Genomic DNA, 24,423 nt, shown 5'->3' with positions numbered 1-24,423 from the left:
TCGGACTCTAGCGGCGGCCCCGTCAAGAACACGTCAAGAGCCGTCAGCAGCGGGTCAACGGCGCCGGGCGGCCCCCTCACCGGCCGTACGAAGGAGGCATGTTCACCACCCTCCTGTTGCTCGTGGTCGGGGTCGCCGTCCTCGCGTACCTCGTGCACGTCCTCCTGCACCCGGACCGCTTCTGATGGGCGACACCGCCAGCGGGCTGATCACCATCGCCGTCCTCGTCGCTGCCCTCGCCGCCGCCCACGCGCCCCTCGGCGCGTGGATGGCTCGCGTCTTCACCGACGAGCGCCACTGGCGCGTCGAGCGGCTCGCCTACCGCCTCTGCCGCGTCGACCCCACCTCAGAGCAACGGTGGACCACGTATGCCGTCGCCGTCCTCGGCTTCTCGGCCGTCGGCATCGTGCTCCTCCTCGCCCTCGTCGTCACGCAGGGCTCGCTGCCACTGGCGCGCGGCGCCTCGATGGGCTGGGACACCGCCCTCAACTCGAGGCCCTCTGCCGCGAGCCCGGTCACCTCGTCTCGCAGCAGGACCTGCTCCGAGCCGTGTGGGGTCCGTCCTACGGCCGGGAGTCGAACTACCTTCGCGTCTACGCCAACCAGCTGCGCCGCAAGCTCGAGCCCGACCCCGCCAACCCCTGCCACCTGATCACCGAACCGGGCCGCGGCTACCGCTTCACCCCTAGAGGGTCAGTAGCGCTCGCGGCCGCCGCGGTCAGTGAGGTTCCAGGCGTCCTCGGACTCCTCGTCGTCCTCGTCGACGGTGCGCGTCATGTCGCCGGGCGTCCACCTCGCGGCGGGCATCGCCTGCGTGCTGTCGCCGCCGTAGTCGTCACCCGACTCGCGTCGCTCCCCGCGCTCGGCGACGAGCGCCGCGGTGCGCTGCGGCGTCACCGAGCCGTCACGGTCGCCGTCGTCCGAGTCGTCGGCCCCGTCCTCGTCGTCGTATGCCGTGCGGGCGCCGCCACCATCGGCGGCCTCGGCGACGACGTCGACGGGCGATGCGGCATACGGCCCCTCGTCGGTCGGCGTCACGTCGGCGACGGGTTGCGGCACCTCGTCACCGCGCAGCAGGGCCAGCGTCTGCGGCAGGTCGTCGGGCCGGACGAGCACGTCACGCGCCTTCGACCCCTCGCTCGGGCCGACGACGCCGCGCGACTCGAGCAGGTCCATGAGGCGACCGGCCTTGGCGAACCCGACGCGCAGCTTGCGCTGGAGCATCGATGTGGAGCCGAACTGGGTTGTGACGACGAGTTCGGTGGCCTGGAGCAGCACGTCGAGGTCGTCGCCGATGTCGTCGTCGATCTGCTTCTTCGGCGCCGCGACCGTGACGTTCTCGACGTAGTTCGGCTTGAGCTGGGTCGTGACGAACTTGACGACCTCGTGGATCTCGGACTCGTTGACCCAGGCCCCCTGCACGCGCATCGGCTTGCTCGCACCCATCGGGAGGAAGAGCGCGTCACCCTGCCCGATGAGCTTCTCGGCGCCGGGCTGGTCGAGCACGACGCGGCTGTCGGCGAGAGAGCTGGTGGCGAACGCCATGCGCGAGGGCACGTTGGCCTTGATGAGGCCGGTGACGACGTCGACCGACGGACGCTGCGTCGCGAGCACGAGGTGGATGCCGGCGGCGCGTGCCAGCTGGGTGATGCGCACGACCGACTCCTCGACGTCGCGCGGGGCGACCATCATGAGGTCGGCGAGCTCGTCGACGACGACGAGCAGGTAGGGGTAGGTCGTGATCTGCCGCTCGGAGCCCGGAAGCGGCTTGACCTTGCCGGCGCGCACCGCCTTGTTGAAGTCGTCGACGTGCTTGAAGCCGAACGCCGCGAGGTCGTCGTACCGCTGGTCCATCTCCTTGACGACCCACGCGAGGGCCTCGGCGGCCTTCTTCGGGTTGGTGATGATCGGCGTGATGAGGTGCGGGATGCCTTCGTAGGCCGTGAGCTCGACGCGCTTCGGGTCCACGAGGATCATCCGCACCTCCTCGGGCGTCGAGCGCATGAGGATCGAGGTGATCATCGAGTTGACGAAGCTCGACTTGCCCGAACCGGTGGCACCGGCGACGAGCAGGTGCGGCATCTTCGCGAGGTTGGCGATGACGTACGCGCCCTCGACGTCCTTGCCGACACCCATGACCATCGGGTGCTCGTTGCCGCGGGCCGTGTGGCTGCGCAGTACGTCGCCCAGCGAGACGTTCTCGCGGTCGAGGTTCGGGATCTCGATGCCGATGGCCGACTTGCCGGGGATGGGGCTGAGGATGCGCACGTCGGCCGAGGCGACGGCATACGCGATGTTCTTGGAGAGGGCGGTGACGCGCTCGACCTTGGTGCCCGAGCCGAGCTCGACCTCGTAGCGCGTGACGGTCGGCCCGCGGGTGAACCCGGTGACGGCGGCGTCGATGTCGAACTGGTCGAAGACGTTGGTCAGCGACTCGACGACCCGGTCGTTGGTCTCGCTGCGGGTCTTGTGCGGCGGGCCCGGAGTCAGCATCGCGTGGTCGGGCAGCTGGTAGGTGATGTCGCCGCCGAGACTCAGCTGCTCGACGCGAGCGGGCAGGTCGGACATGGGCGGTGGGATCAGCTCGGCCTTGGGGCCGACCTTGCTCGTGTCGGGGGCCCCGAGCGTCTTCGGGTCGGTCGCGTCGATGACCTTCTCGCCGGAGGGGCGCGGCGCCAGCACGCCGGGCGCGGTCGGGCGCTTCTCGCCGGGGCGCAGGCGCGTCGTCGGCTCGTCGTCGGCGCCCTTCTGCGCGGCCTGGCGGAAGGCCTCGTCGCCGTCGCGGTCGGACAGGTCGACGGCCTTGCGCCGGGCCCGCTTGACCGCGGCCGCGGGCGCGTCGTCACCGGCGTCGGGCTCGGCGTCGTGGTGGCCCCGGTCGATGACGAGGGCCTTGAGCTGCCGCAGGCGCGTCGGGATCAGGTTGACGGGTGTCGCCGTGATGACGAGCAGGCCGAAGATGCCGAGCAGGACGAGCAGCACGACTGCGCCGTAGGGCGACACGGCGGCCGCGAGGGGGCTCGAGGCGAGGAAGCCGAGGATGCCGCCGGCCGCACGCATGCCGTCGGCGCCGTCGGGCGGGTTGGGGATGCCGTCGGCGAGATGGGCCAGACCGCAGGCGGCGAAGGTCAGCGCGATGGTGCCGACGACGATCCGGTTGGTCGTCGCCTCGTCCTGGGGGGCGCGGAGCATGCGGAGGCCGAGGGCCAGCAGGACGAGCGGGACGGCGTAGGCGACCCTGCCGAAGGTGCCCGCGAAGATCGCGTGGACGACCTGCCCGAACGTGCCGGCGACGCCCCACCACTCACGGGCGGCCACGACGACCGCGAGGGCGAGCAGCGCGAAGCCGATGCCGTCACGGCGGTGCTCGGGCTCGAGGTCGGCGGCGCTGTGACCGACGCGTCGCACCGCTCCCCCGGCCATGTGCGAGACGCCCATCCAGGTGCTGCGCATGGCGCTGAACGGGAAGGGCAGCCCGCCGTCACGGGTCTTGGAGGCGGCCTTCGCCGGCGGCTTGCGCGCAGCGGGCTTGCGCTGCGCGGGCCTGGTCGAGCGCGCAGCGGGAGGGCGTGACGAGGTGCTGCCGGTCACCCCCTTGGCGCGTGTGGCCGCGGCGGTGCTCGAGCGCTGGCTGCTGGACGGACGTGACCCCATGGTCGCACCGTACGTCAAGGCACCTCTGAACTCACGCGTCACACGCGCAACAGGGCACATCGGCGCGAGCGCGCTGGTCGGCGTCGGGCGCCCTGTCCTGACCCTCCGTCTCAGATGCCGACATCCGGGGATCGGAGGGTGGACAGGGCTGCGAGCGCCCGCCTATCTTCGATGCCAGGTCATGAGTGCCAGTGACAAGCCCCGGCTCGCTGGCCAGCAACCCTCCTCCGCGGTGGGGTGCTCCGGGTGACGACCAGGTCGACCCCCGATCAGCTCGAGTGATCCGGGTCGGCAAGCGCGGACCTGCATCCGGTGGGTCCCTCAGCCCCTGGAGCACTCCTATGTCGGTTCTTCCCAGCACCTCACTCTGTGGTGGCACGCCCGCCCCGGTCGTCCGCACCCGCACGCTGCACGTCGTTCCCGAGGCTGCCTCCCTGCCGGCGGTCGTCGGCGCGGGACTGCGCGTGCCGACGCTGCGCGGCGAGACGGCATACGCGAACCTCGACCACGCCGCCTCGACTCCCGCCCTCGAGACCGTCAAGGCAGCCGTCGACCGGGCCCTCGAGACGTACTCCTCGGTGCACCGGGGGGCGGGCTTCGCCTCACGTCTGAGCAGCGCCTGGTACGAGCAGGCCCGCGCCGAGGTGGCCGCCTTCGTCGGCGCGCGTGACGACGACTCCGTCATCTTCACGCGCACGACGACGGACTCCTGGGCACTGCTGAGCAAGGCGCTGCCGAGCCGTACGACGGTCTTCGTCTTCGGCACCGAGCACCACTCGACCCTGCTGCCCTGGGGGCGCTTCCGCACCGTGCGCCTGCCCGTGCCGCAGACGGTCGAGGACGCCCACGCCCTGCTCGAGGAGGCCCTCGACGACCACCCGTCGCGCCACCGCCTCGTCGTGCTCACGGCGGCCTCGAACGTCACCGGCGAGGTGTGGCCCGTAGAGCGCTTCGCGGCGCTTGCCCACGCCCACGGCGCCCGCATCGCCGTCGACGCGGCCCAGCTCTCTGCCCACCGCACCATCGACCTCGCGGGCTGGGACGCCGACTACGTCGCCTTCTCCGGCCACAAGACGTACGCCCCTTACGGCGCAGGCGTGCTCGCCGGACGCTCGGACTGGCTCGACGCCGGCAACCCCTACCTGCTCGGCGGCGGCGCGACGCGCTCGGTCACCGAGGAGGGCACGACGTGGGCCACCGGCCCCGCCCGCCACGAGGGCGGCAGCCCGAACGTGATCGGCGCGATCGCCCTCGCCGCAGCGTGCGCGACGATCAGCCGCCACCGCGAGGCCATCGAGGCGCACGAGACGCAGCTGCTCGAGCGCCTGACCGCCGGCCTCGACGAGGTGCCCGGCGTCGAGGTGCTCTCCATCTTCGGCGAGGGCCACGACCGGGTCGGCGTCGTCGCCTTCACCATCGACGGCTGGGACTCCTCGCTCGTCTCGCAGGTGCTCTCGGTGGAGCACGGCATAGGCGTCCGCGACGGCAAGTTCTGCGCCCACCTGCTCGTCGACGAGCTGCTCGATGACCCGTGGGGCGAGCGGTCGGGCACCGCCGTCCGCGCGAGCATCGGTCTCGGTTCGACGCTCGAGAGCGTCGACCGTCTCGTCTCGGCCGTCGCGGGGCTCGTCGAGCACGGCCCGTCGGCCGACTGGACGCTGACCGACTCGGGCTGGGCCGTCGACGGCACCGACCCGCGCGACGTCGAGGTCGAGCGCCCCTGGTGACCTCGGTCGGCCGGCAACCAGCGTGGATGCCGGGCGCGACCGAGGACCGGCTGATGGTCTGCGGTTCGGTGGGGTGATCACCCCAGCAGACGGCGGACCATTCGAGGGACAGCTGGGCCTACCGCCCCGTCACCGCGCTGACGGCGGCCTCGGTGCGTTCAGGGGCGCTCAGCGCTTCGGCAGGGCGTAGCTGGCCCAGACCGCGGCGTGGTCGGCGCGGTTGATCGCGACCTGTCCCGCGGAGACGACCGTCAGGCCGCGGCTCAGCAGGTGGTCGAGCTGCACGAAGGCCGGGAGGCGGTTGCCAGCAAAGGGCCAGGTGCGCACCCAGCCCTGGCCGTCGGTGCGTTGGGCGTCGTCGAGCCCCTCGGCGAGGTCTCGCAGACCCGGGTGCCCGTAGTCCGCGTTGAAGTCACCGGCCATCACGAGGAGCTCGTCGCCGTCGAGGCGCTCCTTCCAGGTCTGCAGCGCCCTCAGCCCGGCGCGCCACTCGACGGTGTCACCGCGCAGGGGTGCCGTCGGGTGTGCGACCTTGAGGCGCACGGTCCCGTTGGGAGCCGTGACGTCGAGCTCTGGCTGAGCGCTCCGGGTGTCCTCGACCGCAGGATCGGTGCCGGCGTTGCGCACCGAGAGCGGAAAGCGCGAGAGGACCACCGTGCCGGTGAAGGTGCCCGGACGCGCCACCCCCTGGCGCTGGGTGAAGTAGTCGCCCGCCCCCTCGGCGTCGAGCCGCTGCACCAGGGCGGGGGTCGCCTCGACGAGCACGAGCACGTCGACGGCGTGGAAACGCACGGCGTCCATGAGCTGGTTCGCGTTGGCCGAGCCGATCCAGACGTTGGCCGACATCACGGTGAGGTCAGTGTCGGCCTTGGGCGTGGACGTGGCCCGGAACGAGGGAGCTGCGACCACCATCGCGACGGCCAGCGCCACGGCGACCGGGAGCACCATCGCCCACCGGCGCAGTACGAGGGCAGTGATGGTGAGCAGCGCCAGACCGATGAGCACGAAGGGACCGGCGGTCTGCAGCACGACGACGAGGTATGCCGTCGAGTCGAGCCAGCGCAACGCGCCCACCGCAGCCAGGACGAGCAGGACGACGGCGATCGTGACGTCGAGCCATCGCCGTCGGTCCCTTCGCCACCGCTGCCCTGGGTCGGTGGGCGCCAGCGGGTCGGCTGGGTCGCTGCCGCCCGCCGAGCTCGCGCCGTCGACCTGCTGAATCGTCACCTCAGGCCTGCAGCACGACCGGGATGATCATCGGGCGACGACGGATCTTGCCACCGACCCACGAGCCGACAGCTCGGCGGATGACCTGCTGGAGCTGCTGGTCGTCGCGCACGCCGTTGGCCACGGCCTCCTCGATGGCCCGCTCCACCTTCGGGATGACCTGCTGGAAGATCTCCTCGTCCTCGACGAAGCCACGGGCCGTGATCTCGGGACCGCTCGCGATCTTGCCGGTCGCCGCGTCGAGCACCACGATGCAGGTGATGAAGCCCTCGTCGCGCAGGATGCGGCGGTCCTTCAGCAGTGCCTCGTCGGCGCCCCCGACGCTGCTGCCGTCGACGTAGACGTAGCCGCACTCGACGACGCCGGCGACCGAGGCCTGGCCGTCGACGAGGTCGACGACGACGCCGTCCTCGGCGAGCACGACGTTGTCGGGGTGGACGCCCGACTGGATCGCGAGCTGCGCGTTGGCGTACATGTGACGCCACTCGCCGTGGACCGGCAGGACGTTGCGCGGCTTGACGATGTTGTAGCAGTAGAGGAGCTCACCGGCGCTGGCGTGGCCGGAGACGTGCACCTTCGCGTTGCCCTTGTGCACGACGTTGGCGCCGAGTCGCATCAGGCCGTTGATGATGCGGTAGACGGCGTTCTCGTTGCCCGGGATGAGGCTGCTCGCGAGCAGCACCGTGTCGCCGGGGCCCACGTCGATGCGGTGGTCACGGTTGGCCATCCGCGACAGCGCCGCCATCGGCTCACCCTGCGAACCGGTGCAGATGAGGACGAGCTCGTCGTCGCGCAGGCTCTCGATCTTCTTGATGTCGATGAGGATGCCGTCGGGCACCTTGAGGTAGCCGAGCTCGGACGCGATTCCCATGTTGCGCACCATGGAGCGGCCGACCATGGCCACCTTGCGGCCGGCCTTCTCGGCGGCGTCCAGCACCTGCTGCACGCGGTGCACGTGGCTGCTGAAGCAGGCGACGATGATGCGGCGCTCGGCGTGACGGAAGACCTTGTCGATGGCCGGCGCGATCTCGAGCTCGGGCGTCGTGAAGCCGGGCACGTCGGCGTTGGTCGAGTCGGTGAGGAAGAGGTCGACGCCCTCCTCGCCGAGGCGGGCGAAGGCGCGCAGGTCGGTGAGGCGGCCGTCGAGCGGCAGCTGGTCCATCTTGAAGTCGCCGGTGTGCAGCAGCGTGCCAGCCTCGGTGCGCACGAACACGGCCAGGGCGTCGGGGATCGAGTGGTTGACCGCGACGAACTCGAGGTCGAAGACGCCGAGGCGTTCGCGCTGCCCCTCCTTGACCGCCATGGAGTACGGCCGGATGCGGTGTTCCTTGAGCTTGGCCTCGACGAGGGCGAGGGTCAGCGTCGAGCCGATCAGCGGGATGTCGCGCTTGAGCTTGAGCAGGTACGGGACCGCGCCGATGTGGTCCTCGTGACCGTGCGTGAGGACGATCGCCTCGATGTCGCCGAGGCGGTCCTCGATGTAGCTGAAGTCCGGGAGGATGAGGTCGACGCCCGGGTGGTGGTCCTCGGGGAAGAGGACGCCGCAGTCGATGACGAGGAGCTTGCCCTTGGTCTCGACGACGGCCATGTTGCGTCCGACCTCGCCGAGCCCACCGAGTGCGACGACCCGCAGGCCGTTGTCGGGGAGGGCGGGTGGCGTGGTCAGCTCGGGGTGGGGATGGCTCACAGGTGTCCTGTCGTTGGGTGGTGCGCCCAGGCCGGCGTGGGCACCGGGCAGAGGTCAGGCGGCGGTCATCCGACCGCCGAGATGGCGTCACGCACGAGCGCGGTCTGGGGGTCGTCGGCCTCGACGAGCGGCAGCCGGACGACCGGTGAGGCGATGACGCCTTGGAGGGCGAGACCGGCCTTGGCCATGATCGCGCCCTGGGTGACGTTCATGACGGCATTGACGAGGGGCGTGAGCCGCCGGTGCACCGCGCGGGCGTCGTCCCAGCGGCCCTCGACGACGGCATCGGCCATCTCGCGGTATGCGGTGGGCGCCACCTGCGACGTGACGCCGACGAAACCGACGGCCCCGTTGGCGAAGTGGCCGAGGTTCATCGCGTCGTCGCCGGAGTACCAGTCGAGCCCGGTCTCCTGCATCATCTCGCTGGCGAACCAGAGGTCGCCGCGGGCGTCCTTGACCGCCGCGATGCGCTCGTGCTCGGCGATGCGCAGGTAGGTCTCGCGGGCGATGGCGATGCCGGAGCGCCCCGGGATGTCGTAGACCATGACCGGCAGGTCGCTCGCGTCGGCGATCGCCGTGAAGTGCGCGACCAGGCCCGCCTGGGGCGGCTTGTTGTAGTAGGGCGTCACGGCGAGCACCGCGTCGGCGCCGGCCTTCTGCGCCATCCGCACGGACTCCAGGCTCTTGGCGGTGTCGTTGCTCCCGGCCCCGGCGATGATGACGCAGCGGTCGCCCACTGCTTCGACGACCGCCCGGAGCAGCTCGTCCTTCTCGCCCGCCGAGGTCGTCGGCGACTCGCCGGTCGTGCCGGAGACGACGAGGCCGTCGTGCCCGGCGTCGACGAGGTGCGTCGCGAGGCGCTGCGCCGCGTCGAGGTCGAGCGAGCCGTCGGGCCGCATGGGTGTGACGATCGCCGAGAGAACACGTCCGAGGGCGGGTGCGTCAGCCATGCGCCCAAGGTTAGCGCCCGTGCTCGACGCCTACGCGCGCGCCCACGTGCGCGCGTCAGGCGGCATACGCGGGCTGTCGAGGGATGCCCGCGGGCGAGCGCAAAGGCGAGGCACTACTCGCTCGGGGGTCCGAGTAGTGCCTCGCCACCCCCTACATCGACGCTGCGCCGGAGCCGTTACAGCTGCGCCGAACTTTTTTCAGGGGGTGCCGGACCTGCCGGAAGAACGTTCGTAGGTCACCCACGCGAAGCCCGTCCTTGCGTCGCGGGCCGTCTCGACCCAGACCTCGGGGTCGATCTGCGGGAAGGTGACCGAGCCCTCGGGTGACTGGTCGATCTCGGTGACGAGCAGGCGGGCGGCATACGGCATGGCGAGGCGGTAGACCTCTCCCCCGCCGACGACGAAGACCTCGCTCTCGCCGGCGACGCGGTCGAGCGCATCCTCGAGCGAGTGGGCGACCTCGACTCCGTCGTGGCTCCAGTCGGGGCTGCGCGTGACCACGATGCTGCGCCGGCCCGGCAGCACGCCCATCGAGTCAAAGGTGCGCCGTCCCATCACCATCGGGTGGCCCATGGTCGTGCGCTTGAAGAACTTCAGGTCCTCCGAGAGGTGCCACGGCATGGTCAGTCCGTCACCGATCACGCCGTTGCGCCCGACGGCGGCGATCATCGTGACGTTGGGCAGCACGGTGGACATGGCGCCAAGGCTCCCAGACGGCCGCGGGTCAGACGGCGATGGGGGCCTTGATGCCCGGGTCGGCGACGTAGTCGACCAGCTCGAAGTCGTCGAGGTCGAAGTCGTCGATGTTCGTCTTGCCGGGTGTGATGCGCATCGTGGGGAGGGCGTGGGGCGCGCGGCTCAGCTGCAGGCGTGCCTGCTCGAGGTGGTTGAGGTAGAGGTGCGCGTCGCCCAGGGTGTGCACGAACTCGCCGGGCTCGAGGTCGGTCAGCTGCGCGACCATCTGCGTGAGCAGCGCGTAGCTGGCGATGTTGAACGGGACGCCGAGGAAGATGTCGGCGCTGCGCTGGTAGAGCTGGCACGAGAGCCGTCGTCGACCGTCGGCGCCGGGCGGCGAGACGTAGAACTGGAACATCGTGTGGCACGGCGGCAGGGCCATGTCGTCGACGTCGGCGACGTTCCACGCCGAGACGATGAGCCGGCGGCTGTCGGGGTTGGTGCGGATCTGCTCGATGACCTTGGCGATCTGGTCGACGCGGCGGCCGTCGGGGGTAGGCCAGGACCGCCACTGGTAGCCGTAGATCGGGCCGAGGTCGCCCGTGGCAGGGTCGGCCCACTCGTCCCAGATGGAGATGCCGCGCTCCTGGAGCCAACGCACGTTGGTGTCGCCGCGCAGGAACCACAGCAGCTCGCCGATGATCGAGCGCAGGTGCAGCTTCTTCGTCGTCATGGCCGGGAAGCCGTCGGCGAGGTCGAAGCGCATCTGGTGCCCGAAGACGCTGAGCGTGCCGGTGCCCGTCCGGTCGGACTTCTCCTGACCGTGGGTCAGGACGTGGTCGAGGAGGTCGAGGTACTGCCGCACGTCCGGAAGCGTAACCCGCCCCACCGACTCCCCATCGGATCGATGTATCAGCGCGTCGTATGTGACCGGGTGATACATCGAACCCTGTGGCCAGTCAGGCGGTGCGGGCCTGCTCGGGATGCTGAGCCGCCAGCTGGTCGAGGACGGCGCGGGCCGCAGCCCGCCCGGCCCGGTTGGCGCCGATCGTCGAGGCCGATGGACCGTAGCCGACGAGGTGGATGCGGGGGTCGGCGGTCGAGGTCGTGAAGGTGTGTGGGTCGTAGGGCGCCCGGAGCCGTATGCCGCCGTGCGGGCTCCGAAGGTGAAGCGGGGCGAGGTGCCCGACGGTCGGGCGGAACCCGGTCGCCCAGAGGATCACGTCGGCGGGTTCGAACGACCCGTCGGCCCACCGCACCCCGTCGGGCTCGATGCGCTCGAACATCGAGCGACGGTCGTACGCCCCGAGTTCGGCCGCACGCGACTCCTGCGGACGCAGGAGCAGTCCCGTCACGCTGACGACGCTCTGCGGGGCCAGTCCACGCGCCACTCGCTCCTCGACCAGGGCCACGGCCTGGCGCCCGGCCTCTTCGGTGAACGGTCCTGTGCGCCAGACCGGCTCGCGTCGGGTCACCCAGATCGTGCGTGCCACCGGGGCGAGCTCGCCGAGGATCTGCACGGCGGAGGCGCCGCCACCGACGACCACCACCCGGAGGCCGGAGAGCTCCTCGGGTCCGGCGTAGTCGGCAGTGTGCAGCTGGCGCCCACGGAAGGTCTCGATGCCCGGGTAGTACGGGCGGAAAGGGGTCTCCCACGTGCCGGTCGCGTTGACGACCGAGCGTGCCAGCCACCTGCCCAGGCTGCTCTCCACCCGCAGGAGTCCGTCGTCGTCGACTGACTCGACGCCCCGCACGCCGACTGGTCGCTCCACCGGAAGGTCGAAGTGTCGCTCGTAGGCCGCAAAGTAGGCCGGCACCACGACGTTGGCCCGGGCGCTGTCGTCCACCTCGCCCAACGGCATACCGGGTAGGTCTGCGACTCCGTGGACGTCGCGCATGGTGAGGCTGTCCCAGCGGTGCTGCCACGCGCCACCCGGGGCGTCGTTGGCGTCGAGGACCACGAAGGGGCCGACGCCGAGCCTCTGCAGGTGGTACGCCGCCGACAGGCCGGCCTGACCTGCACCGATGACGACGACCTCCACGCGCTCCACGACTGGTTGAACGCGCAACGACCGCGCGCTCTTCCCGTCAGGCGTCGTAGTCGAGCGAGACCTCGTCGGTGACCGGGTGGCTCTGGCAGGCGAGGACGATGCCGGCGGCGACCTCCTCGGGCTCGAGCGCGTAGTTGCGGTCCATCCGGACCTCGCCGGAGACGAGGCGCGCGCGACAGGTGCCACAGACACCGTTGGTGCACGAGAACGGCGCGTCGGGGCGGGCCCGGAGCGTGGCGTCGAGAACCGTCTCCTCGCGGCTCGGCATCGGGATGACCGTCGTGCGACCGTCGAGGTTCACGGTGACCGTCGCCTCGGGCGGCGCGGAGTCGTCGACGACGACCTTGCGGCGGGGCTCGGTGCCGTCGTCGACGTGGAAGATCTCGTGGTGGATGTGGTGCCCGTCGACACCGCGTTCCTTGAGCAGTGCCTCGGCCCCGGTGACGAGGCCGAACGGTCCGCAGAGGTACCACTCGTCGACCGAGTCGACGGGCAGCAGCGACGAGAAGATCGCGGACAGGCGCTCGGGGTCGAGTCGCCCCGAGAAGAGCTCGACGTCCTGCGCCTCGCGCGAGAGCACGTTGACGAGGTGGAAGCGCCCCGGGAAGCGGTTCTTGAGGTCCTCGAGCTCCTCGAGGAACATGATCGTGCTCGTGCGCCGGTTGCCGAAGAGCAGGGTCGCGCGTGACCCGGGCTCCTCCTCGAGCGCGCTGGTCAGCAGCGACAGCACGGGCGTGATGCCCGAGCCCGCCGCTATCGCGACGTGATGGCGTATGCCGTCGGGCCGGGTTGGGCAGGTGAACGAGCCGGCGGGGGTCATGACCTCGACGACGTCGCCGGGCGAGACCCCGCCGTTGAGCCAGGTGGACATGCGCCCCTCAGGCACCTGTGCGGCGGCGACCCGGAGCCGGCGGCCGGCCGGATCGGCGCGACGCGACTGGCAGATCGAGTAGGACTGGCGCACGTCCTCGCCCGCGATCGTCGCGCGCAGCGTCAGGTGCTGGCCCGGCTCGAACACGAACTCGTCGACGAGGTGCTCGGGCACCTCGAAGGTGACCGCGACGGCCTCTTCGGTGAGCCGCTCGACCTTCGCGACGGTGAGCGGGTGGAACCGGGCGCGGTGGCGCACGGCGGCAGTGCCGGCCGGGGCACCCTGGCCGGCGGCGGACTGGGTGGAGACGTCGGTCATCAGATGGCCTTGAACTCGTCGAAGGGCTCGAGGCACGCGTTGCAGCGGCGCAGGGCCTTGCACGCGGTCGAGCCGAAGTGGGCGATCTCGGTCGTGTCGTCGGAGCCGCACCGTGGACAGGCGACGACGTGACGCGAGAGGGTCAACGCCACCGGGCCACGCGTCTCCCCCGCCTCGACCGGCCCGGGCGGTGCGATGCCGAAGCGCTGCAGAGCGGCCTTGCCCTCATCGGTCATCCAGTCGGTGGTCCACGGTGGCGACAGCAGCGTGCGCACGTCGGCGGCATACCCGTGGGTGTCTGCCTCGAAGACGATGCGTGACGCGATCGCCTCCATCGCCGGGCACCCGCTGTAGGTCGGCGTGATGGTGACGACGACCGAGCGTGACGCCTCGTCGATCTCGACCGACCGCAGGATGCCGAGGTCGGCGATGCTGATGACAGGCACCTCTGGATCAGGGATGCGTGAGATCGCCTCTGCGACAGCGGAGTCCACTGCCACGACTGTCACCACGTCGCCCCGGGGTGCGACCGGGCGATGTGCTGCATCTCGGCGAGGAGGTAGCCCATGGGCCGGGAGTGCACACCCGACCGGCCACCGCGCGAACGCCAGGGCGACCCGTCGGGCAGCGTCAGCGTCGCCTCTGACACGACGGCCGTCACGCGCGCGACGACGGGGTCGTGCAGGGCAGAAGGCAGCACGCCAGCGCCGAGCCCGGCCGCCTGCACCGAGGCCTCGTCGTCGTCGAACAGCTCTGCGAGATAGGGCAGCACGCGCTCGAGGGCAGCCTGCATGCGCCGCTTCGACTCGTCGGTGCCGTCGCCGAGCCGGACGACCCACAACGACGCGTGGTCGAGGTGGTAGCGCACCTCCTTGAGGGCCTTGCCAGCCACCCCGGCCACGACGTCGTCGGTGGAGCCGGTGAGGGCCGTGTGCAGCTCGACCTGGTAGGCGGAGAACCACAGCAGGCGCGCCATCTCGTCGGCGAAGTCACCACGCTCCTGCTCGACGAGGTGGACGTTGCGCCACTCGCGCTCGTCGCGCACCATCGCGAAGTCGTCCTCACCGCGGCCGGTGCCGTCGATGGACCCGATGTACGGATAGAGCCCGCGCGCCTGGCCGAGCAGGTCGAGGGCGATGTTGCCGAGCGCCATGTCCTCCTCGATCTGGGGGGCGTTGGTCATCCACTCCCCCAGCCGCTGGGCGTAGACCATCGCGTCGTCGGCCAGACCGAGCAGGTAGGCGGCATAGGGCTGGGGACCCGGCGAGTTCTCGGCAGCGCCTGGCAGCGCGGTGTCGTCAGTCGCGCCGGCCGGGGTGCTCGGCTGGGGTCCCCGCGACGTATCGGAGCGAAGCGGAGAGCTGTGCGGGGTGGTCATAGGTACTCGACATCCTCGGGCACGTCGTAGAACGTCGGGTGCCGGTAGATCTTGTCGGCGGCCGGGTCGAAGAAGGAGTCCTTCTCGGTCGGGCTGCTCGCCGTCACGTCGTCGGCGAGCACGACCCAGATCGAGACGCCCTCCTGCCTGCGGGTGTAGACGTCGCGCGCGTTGCGCAGCGCGAACGTCGCGTCGGGTGCGTGGAGCGAGCCGACGTGGACGTGGGAGAGCCCTCGCTTGCCACGGACGAACACCTCCCAGAGCGGCCAGCTCCTCTCGGACGCCCTCTCGGGTGCTTCGGTCACGCGGCACTCTCCTTCTGCTTGTCTCGGGTCGCCTGCTTGGCGGCATACGCGTTGGCTGCCTCACGCACCCAGGCGCCCTCCTCGTGGGCGCTGCGGCGGTGCGTGATGCGCTCGGCGTTGCAGGGGCCGTCGCCGCGCAGGACCTGCCAGAACTCGTCCCAGTCGATCTCGCCGAAGTCGTAGTGGCCGCGCTCGCCGTTCCAGCGCAGCTCGGGGTCGGGCAGCACGATGCCGAGCTTCTCGGCCTGCGGCACCATCATGTCGACGAACTTCTGGCGCAGGTCGTCGTTGGCGAACCGCTTGATGCCCCAGGCCATCGACTGCTCGGTGTGGCCGCCGCCCTTGGCCGCGTCACCGGTGTCGGGCGGGCCGAACATCGCGAGCGCCGGCCACCACCAACGGTTCGCGGCGTCCTGGGCCATCGCCTGCTGCGCCCCGGTGCCGCGCATGAGGTTCCAGAGGATCTCGAAGCCCTGCCGCTGGTGGAAGCTCTCCTCCTTGCACACGCGGATCATCGCGCGGGCGTAGGGGCCGTAGGAGCAGCGGCAGAGCGGCACCTGGTTCATGATCGCCGCACCGTCGACGAGCCAGCCGATGGCGCCGCAGTCGGCCCAGGTCAGCGTCGGGTAGTTGAAGATCGAGGAGTACTTCTGGCGGCCGTCGTGGAGGCGCTCGAGCAGTTCCTGCCGGTCGATGCCGAGGGTCTCGGCCGCGCTGTAGAGGTAGAGGCCGTGGCCCGCCTCGTCCTGCACCTTCGCGATGAGGATGGCCTTGCGACGCAGGCTGGGCGCGCGGGTGATCCAGTTGCCCTCGGGCTGCATGCCGATGATCTCGGAGTGCGCGTGCTGCGCGATCTGCCGGATGAGGGTCTCGCGGTACTTCTCCGGCATCGCGTCGCGCGGCTCGATGCGCTGGTCGGCCGCGATGAGGGCGTCGAAGTCGTCACCGACGGCATCGGACCCGTCGCGCTGGTCGTCGTGCGCCGCCGCCGCGTCGTACGCGTCGGTCTCGGCCGCGTTCAGCGGCTCGTTCGGGTCGATGACGTCGTTGCCATACATGAGTCCAGTATGCGAGATGGGCGGCGACGCTGCCAAAGCCGGGTGCGCCGTGGGCACGGCTCGGGCCCTCCCGCCCGAACTGAGAGGATGCCGGGGTGGCACACGATCACGAGCACGCCCATCCGCACGAGCACGCGCATGACCACGCACCCGCCCACGACCCCGAGCGGGGCCCCGTCGCCGACGCGAGCGTCCGGGTGGCCCGGGCGTCGGACGCACCGGCCGTGGGCCTCGTGCAGGCCGTCGTCTTCCGTGAGGCGTATGCCGGCGTGCTCGCTCCCGAGATCGTCGCCGCGTTCGAGCCGCGGCCCTTCGCCAACGCCTGGCGGGCGACCCTCGAGGGTGAGCAGTCGGGCGACGGCGTGCTGCTCGTGGCCTGTGCTGGTGAGCAGGTCGTCGGCTTCGCCGCGGTGGGGGCATCGGACGACGCCGATGCCGGTCCCGGCACGGCCGAGCTGCTCGTGCTCGGTGTGCACCCCGACGCCCGCCGCCAGGGCCACGGATCTCGCCTGCTGCACGCCGTCGTCGACACGGCCCGGGCCCGCGGCCGCGACGAGCTCGCAGCCTGGCTGCTGGCGGGCGACGACAGCACTCGCGCCTTTCTCACCGATGCGGGAATGGTGGTTGACGGGGCGCACCGCGAGCGCGTGGTCGGCGAGGACGGCGCGACAGCCCGGGAGCTGAGGCTGAGCGCCTCCGTGGCATCGGAGTGAGCCACCAGGTCGACGACGAGCGACTCGAGGACCTCGAGCCGGGTCAGCGCCGGCTCGTCATCCGCGAGGCGCTGTCGGTCGGCGTCGCGACCGGCGCCTACGGCTTCAGCTTCGGTGCCCTCGCCGTCACCGCCGGGCTCGACGTCTGGCAGGCCGTGGCGCTGTCGCTGCTGATGTTCACGGGCGGCTCGCAGTTCGCCTTCATCGGCATCGTCGCGGGGGGTCTGCAGGCCGCCCCCGCAGCCATCGCGGCGTCGTCCCTGCTCGGCGTGCGCAACGGCCTCTATGCCCTCGAGCTCACCCAGCTGCTCGGGGTCCGGGGCGTGCGGCGCCTCGGCGCGGCCCACCTGACCATCGACGAGTCGACGGCGGTGGCGGTCTCACAGGACGCCGTGCGCGCTTCCCGGCTCGGCTTCTGGCTCACTGGCGCGTCGGTGTTCGTCCTCTGGAACCTCACGACACTCGGCGGCGCGCTGCTCGGCAACCGGCTCGGCGACCCGCGCGCCTACGGCCTGGACGCCGCGGCCTGCGCAGCCTTCACCGCCCTGCTCTGGCCGCGGCTGCGCAGTCGCGACGCGGTGGGCGTCGCCGCGATCGCCGCTGTCGTCGCCGTCGTCCTCTCGCCGAGCCTGCCGGCCGGCGTCCCCGTGCTGGCAGCGGCGTTCGCGGCACTCCTCGTCCTGCGAGCACCCCGCGGCGGATCGCCGGCGGACGGCTCGCAGACGCCGGAGGTCCGCATGTCACGGGACGGCGGTGACGCGTGACGATGTGGGTGGCGGTCCTCGTGGCCGCCGTGATCGCCTTCGGGCTCAAGCTCGCCGGCTACCTCGTGCCGGCGAGCATCCTCGACGACCCCAGGGTCAAGCGGGTCACCGCGGCGCTGCCGATCGCCCTTCTCGCGGCGCTCATCGCGACGCAGACGCTGACGCAGAGGGACGGGTCGCTGACGGTCGACGCGCGCCTCGCCGCGGTCGGGGTCGCCGTCGTGGCCCTGTTGCTGCGAGCGCCGTTCATCGTCGTCGTCGTGCTCGGCGCCGGCACGGCAGCACTCCTTCGCCACCTCGGTTGGGGCTGAGCGGTGGCCGTCGCCGACGACGTCCGTCGCCTGGCCCTGGCGCTCCCGGCGGTCCAGGAGATCCCGAGCGACGGCTTCGACTTCCGGGTCGGCGGGCACGGCTTCGTCTGGTCCTACCCCGAGCGCCGACCCGGGCAGCGCCGCCTCATTCGCACCGACGTCGCGGTTCTCTACGTCGGTGACGAGGCGGAGAAGCAGGCTCTCGTGCTCGGCGAGCCGCACCTCTTCTTCACCACGCCGGCCTACGACGGCTCGCCGCTCGTCATGGTGTGGCTCGAGCGGGTCGACACGGACCGCCTCGAGGAGCTCGTCACCGACGCCTGGCGGATGCGGGCACCCGACGATGTGCGCGCCCGGCTCGATCACCCCGACGGCTGACCTCGGGCCACGCCGACACACCAAGTACGCGAACGGCGGCGTTCGCACGCTGGCCGGTCCCACGACGGGGCGAGTTCATATGTCGCGGCGGACCGGGTGACGTCGGCGGCCGAGGCCGGGGTCGGCGCTCAGGCGTGGGCGTCGCAGACGGGCCGGAGCGGCCTCCCGGGCAGGTCCTCACGGTTGGCGACCCGGCTCGTCGGCTCACCACACACCGAGCAGGCCGCGAGGTCGACGGCCGCGTCGGAGAACGGGACCGTCATGCGCTCGTCGAACACGTAGAGGTGGCCCTCCCACAGCCCACGGTCGCCACGCTGCTCGCCGTAGCGCACGATGCCGCCATCGAGCTGGTAGACCTCGTCGAAGCCGCGTGAGCGCATGAGGCTGGTCAACACCTCGCAGCGGATGCCGCCCGTGCAGTAGGTGACGACAGGACGTCCCTTGAGGTCGTCCCACTGCCCGGAGTCGAGCTCACGGACGAAGTCGGCCGTGTTCCGGACGTCGGGCACGACGGCGCCACGGAAACGCCCCACCTCCGCCTCGACGGCGTTGCGGCCGTCCAGCAGCACCACCTCGTCGCCCCGCTGAGCGACGAGCGCGTCGAGCTCGTCGGGGCTCAGGCGCCTGCCGCCGCCGACGACGCCGTTCTCGTCGACGACGACCTCGTCGGGCACGCCGAACGACACGATTTCGTCGCGCGCCTTGACGACGAGCCGCGGGAAGTCGAGGCTCCGACCTTGCGCGTCGAGCCCGGTCCCGTCACTCCACCGCACGTCGATGTCGTGGAACGGTGCGTACTCCCGGGTCTTGCGGACGTACGTCTTGAGCACCGTCACGTCGCCGCCGACGGTGGCGTTGATCCCGTGACGGGACAGTAGGATCCGCCCACGGAGGCCCAGACCCTCGCAGAGGTCGCGCTGCCACAGGCGCAGCGCCTCAGGGTCGGCGATCGGCCGGAACGCGTAGAACAGGACGACTTTCGGGATGGCCACGCGGTCGCCCCGTCAGGCGAGGCCGATGTAGTGCTCGAGACCGACCGTGAGCCCCGGGTGGTCACCGACGGCGCGCACTGCCGCGACGACCCCCGGCATGAAGCTGCTGCGGTCGAACGAGTCGTGCCGGAGCGTCAGCATCTCGCCCACGTTGCCGAGCAGCACCTCCTGGTGGGCGGTGAGGCCACGCAGCCGAACGGAGTGCACGGGTATGCCGTCGACCGTGGCCCCACGGGCGCCGTCGGGGTCGTGGGTGGTCGCGTCGGGTACGGGCGGGCAGCCGGCCTGGGACCGTGCCTGTCCGACCATCGCCGCCGTGCGGGCTGCGGTGCCGGACGGCGCGTCGACCTTGGCCGGGTGGTGCAGCTCGATGACCTCGACCGACTCGAAGAAGGGGGCGGCCTTGGCGGCGAAGGACATCAGCAGCAGCGCCCCGATCGCGAAGTTGGGCGCGATGAGCACACCCACGCCTGCGCCGGTGCCGGCGGGGGGCGCATCGGCGAGCTGGCGACGCAGCACGTCGAGCCGCCCCTCGTCCCAGCCGGTCGTGCCGACGACGACGTGGATGCCGCGGTCGACGCAGTGGGCCACGTTCGCCGGTGAGGCATCGGGGACGGTGAGCTCGACCGCCACATCCGCTCCGCCGACGTCGCCGAGATCGTCCTTCGAGCCGTAGGCACCGACGAGGCTGAGCCCGTCAGCCGCCTCGACGGCACGCACGGCCTCGGCGCCCATCCGGCCTCTCGCGCCGATGACGGCGACCTTGAGCTGGCGCTGCGGCTGTCGTGTCGTATCGGTCGCGTCGGTCACCGGGCCAGCCTAACGAGCACCCCGTCCCACGCCGGCACCCTGTCCGACGGCATCCGGACTGCTCGGTCACAGGACTCCCCCGGCGTGACGCAGCAGGCGCACACTGGAAGGACGGAGGAAGTGGTCCGCATGCTCGAATCGTCAAGCCACCCATGGATCTCGCCCCGGCTTCGACGCCTGGCCCTCATCCCGCTCGCGGCCATCGGCGTGGTGCTCGGACTCCTCGTCGCGCCGGGTGCACCAGGCACTCCGAGCGCATCGGCCGCAGTGCTGCTCGGGCAGGACATCTCGTGGCCCCAGTGCCCCTCGACGTTCCCGCCGGCCTCGACCCAGTTCGTCGTCATCGGCCTGACCAACGGGCTCCCCTTCACCGAGAACCCCTGTGTCGCAACCCAGGCGGGTTGGGCGCAAGGACTGGCCAAGCCCACGCACGCGTACACGATGGCGGGCTTCCCGACGGCAGCCCAGCTCACCGCGTACGCCTCGAGCGGCCCCTGGTCGGCAAGCACCCGGGCAGGCCGGCTGTCGAACGTCGGCTACGCCGAGGCGACGTATGCCGCCGCGACCATCCGTCGCGTCGCCGGCTGGCAGCCCCGGATGGTGTGGATCGACGTCGAGCCGCGCGACACCGCCCCGCGAAGGCAGCCCTGGCCGTCGAGCACGACCGCCCAGCGGGTCGAGAACCGCTACGTCATCGAGGGCATCATGCGTGGACTGCGTGACTCCGGGCTCTCCTACGGCCTGTACGCCAACACGACCGGCTGGCAGTCGATCACCGGGTCGTGGTGGCTGCCGGGCGTCCCGGTCTGGGCCACGGCCGGCACGCTGGACTACCCCACCGAGGCGCTCGACCGGTGCACCCAGGCGAGCTTCTCGGGGGGTCAGGTGTACCTCGCCCAGTGGTGGGACGCCGTGTCCGACTTCGACCGCACGTGTGGCACCTACGACGTCGCCTCGCTGCCCCTGCCTGCCTCTACCCTCACCGCCTCCACCGGTGACTTCAACGGGGACTGGCGCGGCGACGTGATCGCGCGATGGACGTCCGGAGCCCTGAAGCTCTACGCCGGCGACGGCAGAGGGAGCCACTCGGCCGGCGTCACCATCGGGTCGAACTGGAGCGCCTACAGCGCGCTCGAGACGGTCGGAGACCTCAGCGGCGACGGCAGCCCGGACGTCGTCGTGCGACAGCGCACGAACGGCTACCTGTGGATGTTCCGGGGCACCGGGAAGGGCGCGTTCATCGCTCCCGCGGTCCTGCTCGGCACCGGCTGGAACGTCATGAACGCCATCGTCGGGCCGGGCGACCTCAACGGTGACCAGCGGGTCGACCTGCTGGCCCGCCAGGCCTCCACCGGCGACCTCTTCCTCTACCCCGGCAACGGTCGCGGCGGGCTGGGCGCCAGGGTCCGCCTCGCGACCGGCTGGAACCGCTACGACCTCCTCGTCCCGGTCGGCGACGTCAGCACCGACGGCAGGCCGGACCTCATGGCGCGGGAGCGGTCTACCGGGTTCCTGTGGCTGCTCGTCGGCACCGGAACAGGCGGCTTCGGCGCGCCCGTGCGGGTCGGCGCGGGGTGGAACCAGTTCACCGCCCTCATGTCTCCGGGTGACTTCACCGGTGACCGGGTCGGCGACGTCCTGGCCCGCAACGGCGCCGGCCAGCTGTTCCTCTACCCCCGGACGGCGACGAACGGGTGGTCGCCGCCGCGGCTCGTCAGCACGGGATGGAACATCGCGAACGCGATCTTCTGACGCCGGACGACGGAGCGGCCCGCCACCCCCGCAGGGGTGACGGGCCGCTCTGGATCCGTTGGGACCGGTGAGATCAGACCTCGGCTGGAGCGTCGGCGTCGACGGGCGCGGCGTCGCCGGCCTTGTCGCCTTCACCCTCAGGGAGGACCGCGGCGAGGCTGAGCTTGCCGCGCGGGTCGATCTCCTTGAGCTCGACCTGGATCTTCTGGCCGATCTTGACGACATCGTCGACGTTGTCGATCCGCTTGCCGCCGACCAGCTTGCGCACCTCGGAGATGTGCAGCAGGCCGTCCTTGCCGGGCAGCAGCGAGACGAACGCGCCGAACGTCGTCGTCTTGACGACGGTGCCGAGGAAGCGCTCGCCGACCTCGGGCATCTGCGGGTTCGCGATGGCGTTGACCGCCGCGCGAGCCGCCTCGGCCGACGGGCCGTCGACCGCACCGATGTAGACCGTGCCGTCGTCCTCGATCGAGATGTCGGCGCCCGTGTCGTCCTGGATCTGGTTGATCATCTTGCCCTTCGGGCCGATGACCTCACCGATCTTGTCGACGGGGACCTTCACCGTGATGATGCGCGGGGCGTACGGGCTCATCTCGTCGGGCACGTCGATGGCCTCGGCCATCACGTCGAGGATGTGCAGTCGCGCGTCGCGGGCCTGGGTCAGCGCGCCGGCCAGCACGGTGGCCGGGATGCCGTCGAGCTTCGTGTCGAGCTGGATGGCCGTGACGAACTCCTTGGTGCCGGCGACCTTGAAGTCCATGTCGCCGAAGGCGTCCTCGGCACCGAGGATGTCGGTGAGCGCGGCGTACTGCGTCTCACCGTCGACGGTGTCGGACACGAGGCCCATCGCGATGCCGGCGACCGGGGCGCGCAGCGGCACACCGGCGTTGAGCAGCGAGAGGGTCGAGGCACAGACCGAACCCATTGAGGTGGAGCCGTTGGAGCTGAGCGCCTCGGACACCTGACGGATGGCGTACGGGAACTCCTCGCGCGTCGGCAGGACCGGCATGAGCGCACGCTCGGCCAGGGCGCCGTGACCGATCTCGCGGCGCTTCGGCGAACCGACGCGGCCGGTCTCACCGGTGCTGTAGGGCGGGAAGTTGTAGTTGTGCATGTAGCGACGGCGCGTGACGGGCGACAGGGTGTCGACCATCTGCTCCATCTTCAGCATGTTGAGCGTCGTGACACCCATGATCTGGGTCTCGCCACGCTCGAAGATGGCCGAGCCGTGCACGCGCGGCAGGACCTCGACCTCGGCGCCGAGGGCGCGGATGTCGGCGAGGCCACGGCCGTCGATGCGGACCTTGTCGCGCAGGATGCGCTGGCGGATGAGCTTCTTCTGCACGGAGCGGAAGGCGGCCGAGACCTCCTTCTCACGCCCCTCGAACTGCCCGGCGAGCTGCGCCTTGACGGCGTTCTTGATCTCGTCGAGGCGCTCCTCGCGCTCCTGCTTGCCGGCGATCGTCAGGGCAGTGGTCGTGTCGGCCTCGACGGCGGACTCGACGGCGGCGTAGACGTCGTCCTCGTAGTCGAGGAAGACCGGGAACTCCTGGACCGGCTTGGCGGCCTCGGCCGCGAGCTGGGCCTGGGCGTCGCAGAGCGCCTTGATGAACTTCTTGGAGGCCTCGAGGCCCTCGGCCACGACCTCCTCGGTCGGCGCCTGCTTGCCCTCGTTCTTGACGAGGTCCCAGGTCGACTCGGTGGACTCGGCCTCGACCATCATGATGGCGACGTCGTCACCATTCGAACCCGGCACGACACGACCGGCGACGACCATGTCGAAGACCGAGCGCTCGATGTCGGAGAAGTTCGGGAAGGCGACCCACTGGCCGTCGATGAGCGAGACGCGCACGCCACCGATCGGACCCGAGAACGGGAGGCCGGAGATCTGCGTCGAGGCGCTCGCGGCGTTGATCGCGAGCACGTCGTACTGGTGGTCGGGGTTCAGCGAGAACACCGAGATGATGACCTGGACCTCGTTGCGCAGACCCTTCTTGAAGGTCGGGCGCAGCGGGCGGTCGATCAGGCGGCAGGTGAGGATCGCCTCGGTCGAGGGACGGCCCTCGCGGCGGAAGAAGCTGCCGGGGATCTTGCCGATGGCGTACATGCGCTCTTCGACGTCGACCGTCAGCGGGAAGAAGTCGAACTGGTCCTTCGGCTGCTTGCCGGCGGACGTGGTCGACAGGAGCATCGTGTCGTCGTCGAGGTACGCCGTGACGGCGCCGCCGGCCTGCTTGGCCAGGCGTCCGGTCTCGAAGCGGACCGTGCGGGTGCCGAAGCTGCCGTTGTCGATGACGGCTTCGGCGAAGGTGATGTCTGGACCCTCCATGTGGGCCCTCGCTTTCTTTTTCTCAAGTGCCCGTGCACATCGTCGTTGTGTGCCCGGTTTGTGTGCTGTTCCTTCTTCGGGCCGGTTGGCCCTGGTGCCTCGAGCGACGGTCGCCGCCCGAGGGCACCTACGACGAAAGGCGGTCACCGCGTTGACGCGGGACCGCCTTTCGTCACGAACTCATCGACGCAGGCCGAGTCGCTTGATCAGCGAACGGTAGCGCTCGATGTCGGTCGCCTCGAGGTAGCGCAGCATGCGCTTGCGGCGGCCGACCAGCAGGAGGAGACCACGACGGCTGTGGTGGTCGTGCTTGTGGGCCCGAGCGTGCTCGGTGAGGTCCTTGATGCGCTGCGTCAGCATCGCGATCTGGACTTCGGGAGAGCCGGTGTCGCCCTCGACCGTGGCGTACTCGGTCATGATCTGCTTCTTCACGTCAGCGTCCAAAGGCATGGATGAACCGACTCCTTCTCATC

At 70.9% G+C, this 24,423-nt stretch carries 23 protein-coding genes, 2 pseudogenes and 1 riboswitch; of the genes and pseudogenes, 9 read left to right on the top strand and 16 right to left on the bottom strand.

What is annotated here, in order from left to right; genetic code table 11:
* Positions 1-98 precede the first annotated feature (98 nt).
* From AC1DE0_RS04730 to AC1DE0_RS04720, 3 genes and pseudogenes are all read left to right on the top strand, one after another.
* Positions 99-185, top strand: a complete 87-nt coding sequence (locus tag AC1DE0_RS04730; protein WP_478097768.1) for a potassium-transporting ATPase subunit F — start codon at positions 99-101, stop codon at positions 183-185.
* A pseudogene (locus tag AC1DE0_RS04725) lies at positions 185-436 on the top strand (potassium-transporting ATPase subunit KdpA); the annotation flags it as partial. The gene AC1DE0_RS04730 and the pseudogene AC1DE0_RS04725, both read left to right, overlap by 1 nt.
* Before the next feature lie 53 nt (positions 437-489).
* Positions 490-687, top strand: a pseudogene (locus AC1DE0_RS04720) (winged helix-turn-helix domain-containing protein); the annotation flags it as partial.
* A 6-nt stretch (positions 688-693) separates the two neighbouring features.
* On the opposite strand, the gene AC1DE0_RS04715 reads toward AC1DE0_RS04720, so the two are convergent.
* The gene (locus tag AC1DE0_RS04715; RefSeq protein ID WP_478097610.1) at positions 694-3,654 is read right to left on the bottom strand and encodes an FtsK/SpoIIIE family DNA translocase; all 2,961 of its coding nucleotides are present in this window, start codon (positions 3,652-3,654) and stop codon (positions 694-696) included.
* A 177-nt stretch (positions 3,655-3,831) separates the two neighbouring features.
* A riboswitch (SAM riboswitch) is annotated at positions 3,832-3,958 on the top strand.
* A 37-nt stretch (positions 3,959-3,995) separates the two neighbouring features.
* Between AC1DE0_RS04715 and AC1DE0_RS04710 the strand changes: the two genes are divergently transcribed.
* On the top strand, positions 3,996-5,381 hold the full coding sequence (locus tag AC1DE0_RS04710) for an aminotransferase class V-fold PLP-dependent enzyme (protein ID WP_478097608.1): 1,386 nt from the start codon (positions 3,996-3,998) through the stop codon (positions 5,379-5,381).
* Positions 5,382-5,549: 168 nt separating this feature from the next.
* Here AC1DE0_RS04710 and AC1DE0_RS04705 read toward each other — a convergent pair whose 3' ends face one another.
* The 11 genes from AC1DE0_RS04705 to paaA all read right to left on the bottom strand — a co-directional run bounded on the left by AC1DE0_RS04705 (position 5,550) and on the right by paaA (position 15,901).
* Complete coding sequence (locus AC1DE0_RS04705; protein ID WP_478097606.1) at positions 5,550-6,608, bottom strand: endonuclease/exonuclease/phosphatase family protein; 1,059 nt, start codon at positions 6,606-6,608, stop codon at positions 5,550-5,552.
* 1 nt (position 6,609) lies between these two features.
* Complete coding sequence (locus tag AC1DE0_RS04700; protein WP_478097604.1) at positions 6,610-8,295, bottom strand: ribonuclease J; 1,686 nt, start codon at positions 8,293-8,295, stop codon at positions 6,610-6,612.
* Between the two features lie 65 nt (positions 8,296-8,360).
* Positions 8,361-9,245, bottom strand: coding sequence for a 4-hydroxy-tetrahydrodipicolinate synthase (dapA, locus tag AC1DE0_RS04695; RefSeq protein WP_478097602.1), 885 nt, complete (start codon positions 9,243-9,245; stop codon positions 8,361-8,363).
* 198 nt (positions 9,246-9,443) lie between these two features.
* Positions 9,444-9,941, bottom strand: a complete 498-nt coding sequence (locus tag AC1DE0_RS04690; RefSeq protein WP_478097600.1) for a dihydrofolate reductase — start codon at positions 9,939-9,941, stop codon at positions 9,444-9,446.
* 28 nt (positions 9,942-9,969) lie between these two features.
* Positions 9,970-10,785: a thymidylate synthase gene (locus AC1DE0_RS04685; protein ID WP_478097598.1), complete on the bottom strand. Its 816-nt coding sequence runs from the start codon at positions 10,783-10,785 to the stop codon at positions 9,970-9,972.
* Positions 10,786-10,879: 94 nt separating this feature from the next.
* Positions 10,880-11,971 carry an FAD-dependent oxidoreductase gene (locus AC1DE0_RS04680; RefSeq protein WP_478097596.1) on the bottom strand — a complete coding sequence of 364 codons (1,092 nt, stop codon included), beginning with the start codon at positions 11,969-11,971 and terminating at the stop codon, positions 10,880-10,882.
* A gap of 37 nt (positions 11,972-12,008) precedes the next feature.
* On the bottom strand, positions 12,009-13,160 hold the full coding sequence (paaE, locus tag AC1DE0_RS04675) for a 1,2-phenylacetyl-CoA epoxidase subunit PaaE (RefSeq protein ID WP_478097593.1): 1,152 nt from the start codon (positions 13,158-13,160) through the stop codon (positions 12,009-12,011).
* A complete protein-coding gene (gene paaD, locus AC1DE0_RS04670; protein WP_478097591.1) occupies positions 13,160-13,654 on the bottom strand; it encodes a 1,2-phenylacetyl-CoA epoxidase subunit PaaD in 495 nt (164 codons plus the stop codon). The genes paaE and paaD overlap by 1 nt, the downstream gene beginning before the upstream one ends.
* Before the next feature lie 11 nt (positions 13,655-13,665).
* The gene (gene paaC, locus AC1DE0_RS04665) at positions 13,666-14,538 is read right to left on the bottom strand and encodes a 1,2-phenylacetyl-CoA epoxidase subunit PaaC (RefSeq protein ID WP_478097589.1); all 873 of its coding nucleotides are present in this window, start codon (positions 14,536-14,538) and stop codon (positions 13,666-13,668) included.
* Entirely contained in the window at positions 14,535-14,843 is a 309-nt protein-coding gene (gene paaB, locus AC1DE0_RS04660; RefSeq protein WP_478097587.1) for a 1,2-phenylacetyl-CoA epoxidase subunit PaaB, read from the bottom strand. Before paaB ends, paaC begins: the two co-directional genes overlap by 4 nt.
* On the bottom strand, positions 14,840-15,901 hold the full coding sequence (paaA, locus tag AC1DE0_RS04655) for a 1,2-phenylacetyl-CoA epoxidase subunit PaaA (protein ID WP_478097585.1): 1,062 nt from the start codon (positions 15,899-15,901) through the stop codon (positions 14,840-14,842). The genes paaB and paaA overlap by 4 nt, the downstream gene beginning before the upstream one ends.
* Positions 15,902-15,996: 95 nt before the next feature.
* On the opposite strand from paaA, the gene AC1DE0_RS04650 reads away from it, so the two are divergent.
* From AC1DE0_RS04650 to AC1DE0_RS04635, 4 genes are read left to right on the top strand one after another with little or no spacing between them, the layout of a single operon-like run.
* Positions 15,997-16,614 (top strand): N-acetyltransferase family protein, encoded by a 618-nt coding sequence (locus AC1DE0_RS04650; RefSeq protein WP_478097583.1) that lies wholly within the window; start codon positions 15,997-15,999, stop codon positions 16,612-16,614.
* Positions 16,611-17,378 carry an AzlC family ABC transporter permease gene (locus AC1DE0_RS04645; protein WP_478097581.1) on the top strand — a complete coding sequence of 256 codons (768 nt, stop codon included), beginning with the start codon at positions 16,611-16,613 and terminating at the stop codon, positions 17,376-17,378. The genes AC1DE0_RS04650 and AC1DE0_RS04645 overlap by 4 nt, the downstream gene beginning before the upstream one ends.
* Positions 17,375-17,689: an AzlD domain-containing protein gene (locus AC1DE0_RS04640; RefSeq protein ID WP_478097579.1), complete on the top strand. Its 315-nt coding sequence runs from the start codon at positions 17,375-17,377 to the stop codon at positions 17,687-17,689. The genes AC1DE0_RS04645 and AC1DE0_RS04640 overlap by 4 nt, the downstream gene beginning before the upstream one ends.
* Positions 17,690-17,692: 3 nt before the next feature.
* Positions 17,693-18,067 carry an MmcQ/YjbR family DNA-binding protein gene (locus tag AC1DE0_RS04635; protein WP_478097577.1) on the top strand — a complete coding sequence of 125 codons (375 nt, stop codon included), beginning with the start codon at positions 17,693-17,695 and terminating at the stop codon, positions 18,065-18,067.
* A 128-nt stretch (positions 18,068-18,195) separates the two neighbouring features.
* On the opposite strand, the gene trhO is transcribed toward AC1DE0_RS04635, so the two are convergent.
* Both trhO and dapB read right to left on the bottom strand, forming a co-directional pair.
* On the bottom strand, positions 18,196-19,059 hold the full coding sequence (gene trhO / locus AC1DE0_RS04630) for an oxygen-dependent tRNA uridine(34) hydroxylase TrhO (protein ID WP_478097575.1): 864 nt from the start codon (positions 19,057-19,059) through the stop codon (positions 18,196-18,198).
* A 12-nt stretch (positions 19,060-19,071) separates the two neighbouring features.
* Positions 19,072-19,869, bottom strand: a complete 798-nt coding sequence (gene dapB, locus AC1DE0_RS04625; protein WP_478097573.1) for a 4-hydroxy-tetrahydrodipicolinate reductase — start codon at positions 19,867-19,869, stop codon at positions 19,072-19,074.
* A 129-nt stretch (positions 19,870-19,998) separates the two neighbouring features.
* On the opposite strand from dapB, the gene AC1DE0_RS04620 reads away from it, so the two are divergent.
* On the top strand, positions 19,999-21,621 hold the full coding sequence (locus AC1DE0_RS04620) for an FG-GAP repeat domain-containing protein (protein WP_478097571.1): 1,623 nt from the start codon (positions 19,999-20,001) through the stop codon (positions 21,619-21,621).
* Positions 21,622-21,694: 73 nt separating this feature from the next.
* On the opposite strand, the gene AC1DE0_RS04615 is transcribed toward AC1DE0_RS04620, so the two are convergent.
* Together AC1DE0_RS04615 and rpsO are read right to left on the bottom strand one after the other, a co-directional pair.
* Positions 21,695-23,950, bottom strand: a complete 2,256-nt coding sequence (locus tag AC1DE0_RS04615; protein ID WP_478097569.1) for a polyribonucleotide nucleotidyltransferase — start codon at positions 23,948-23,950, stop codon at positions 21,695-21,697.
* A 180-nt stretch (positions 23,951-24,130) separates the two neighbouring features.
* Complete coding sequence (gene rpsO / locus AC1DE0_RS04610) at positions 24,131-24,400, bottom strand: 30S ribosomal protein S15 (protein ID WP_020142650.1); 270 nt, start codon at positions 24,398-24,400, stop codon at positions 24,131-24,133.
* Positions 24,401-24,423: the final 23 nt, after the last annotated feature.

The organism is Terrabacter sp. 05T424 (genome assembly GCF_056396225.1).
The sequence above is the reverse complement of the archived record's forward strand: the minus strand, read 5'-3'. Positions and strand labels throughout refer to the sequence as shown.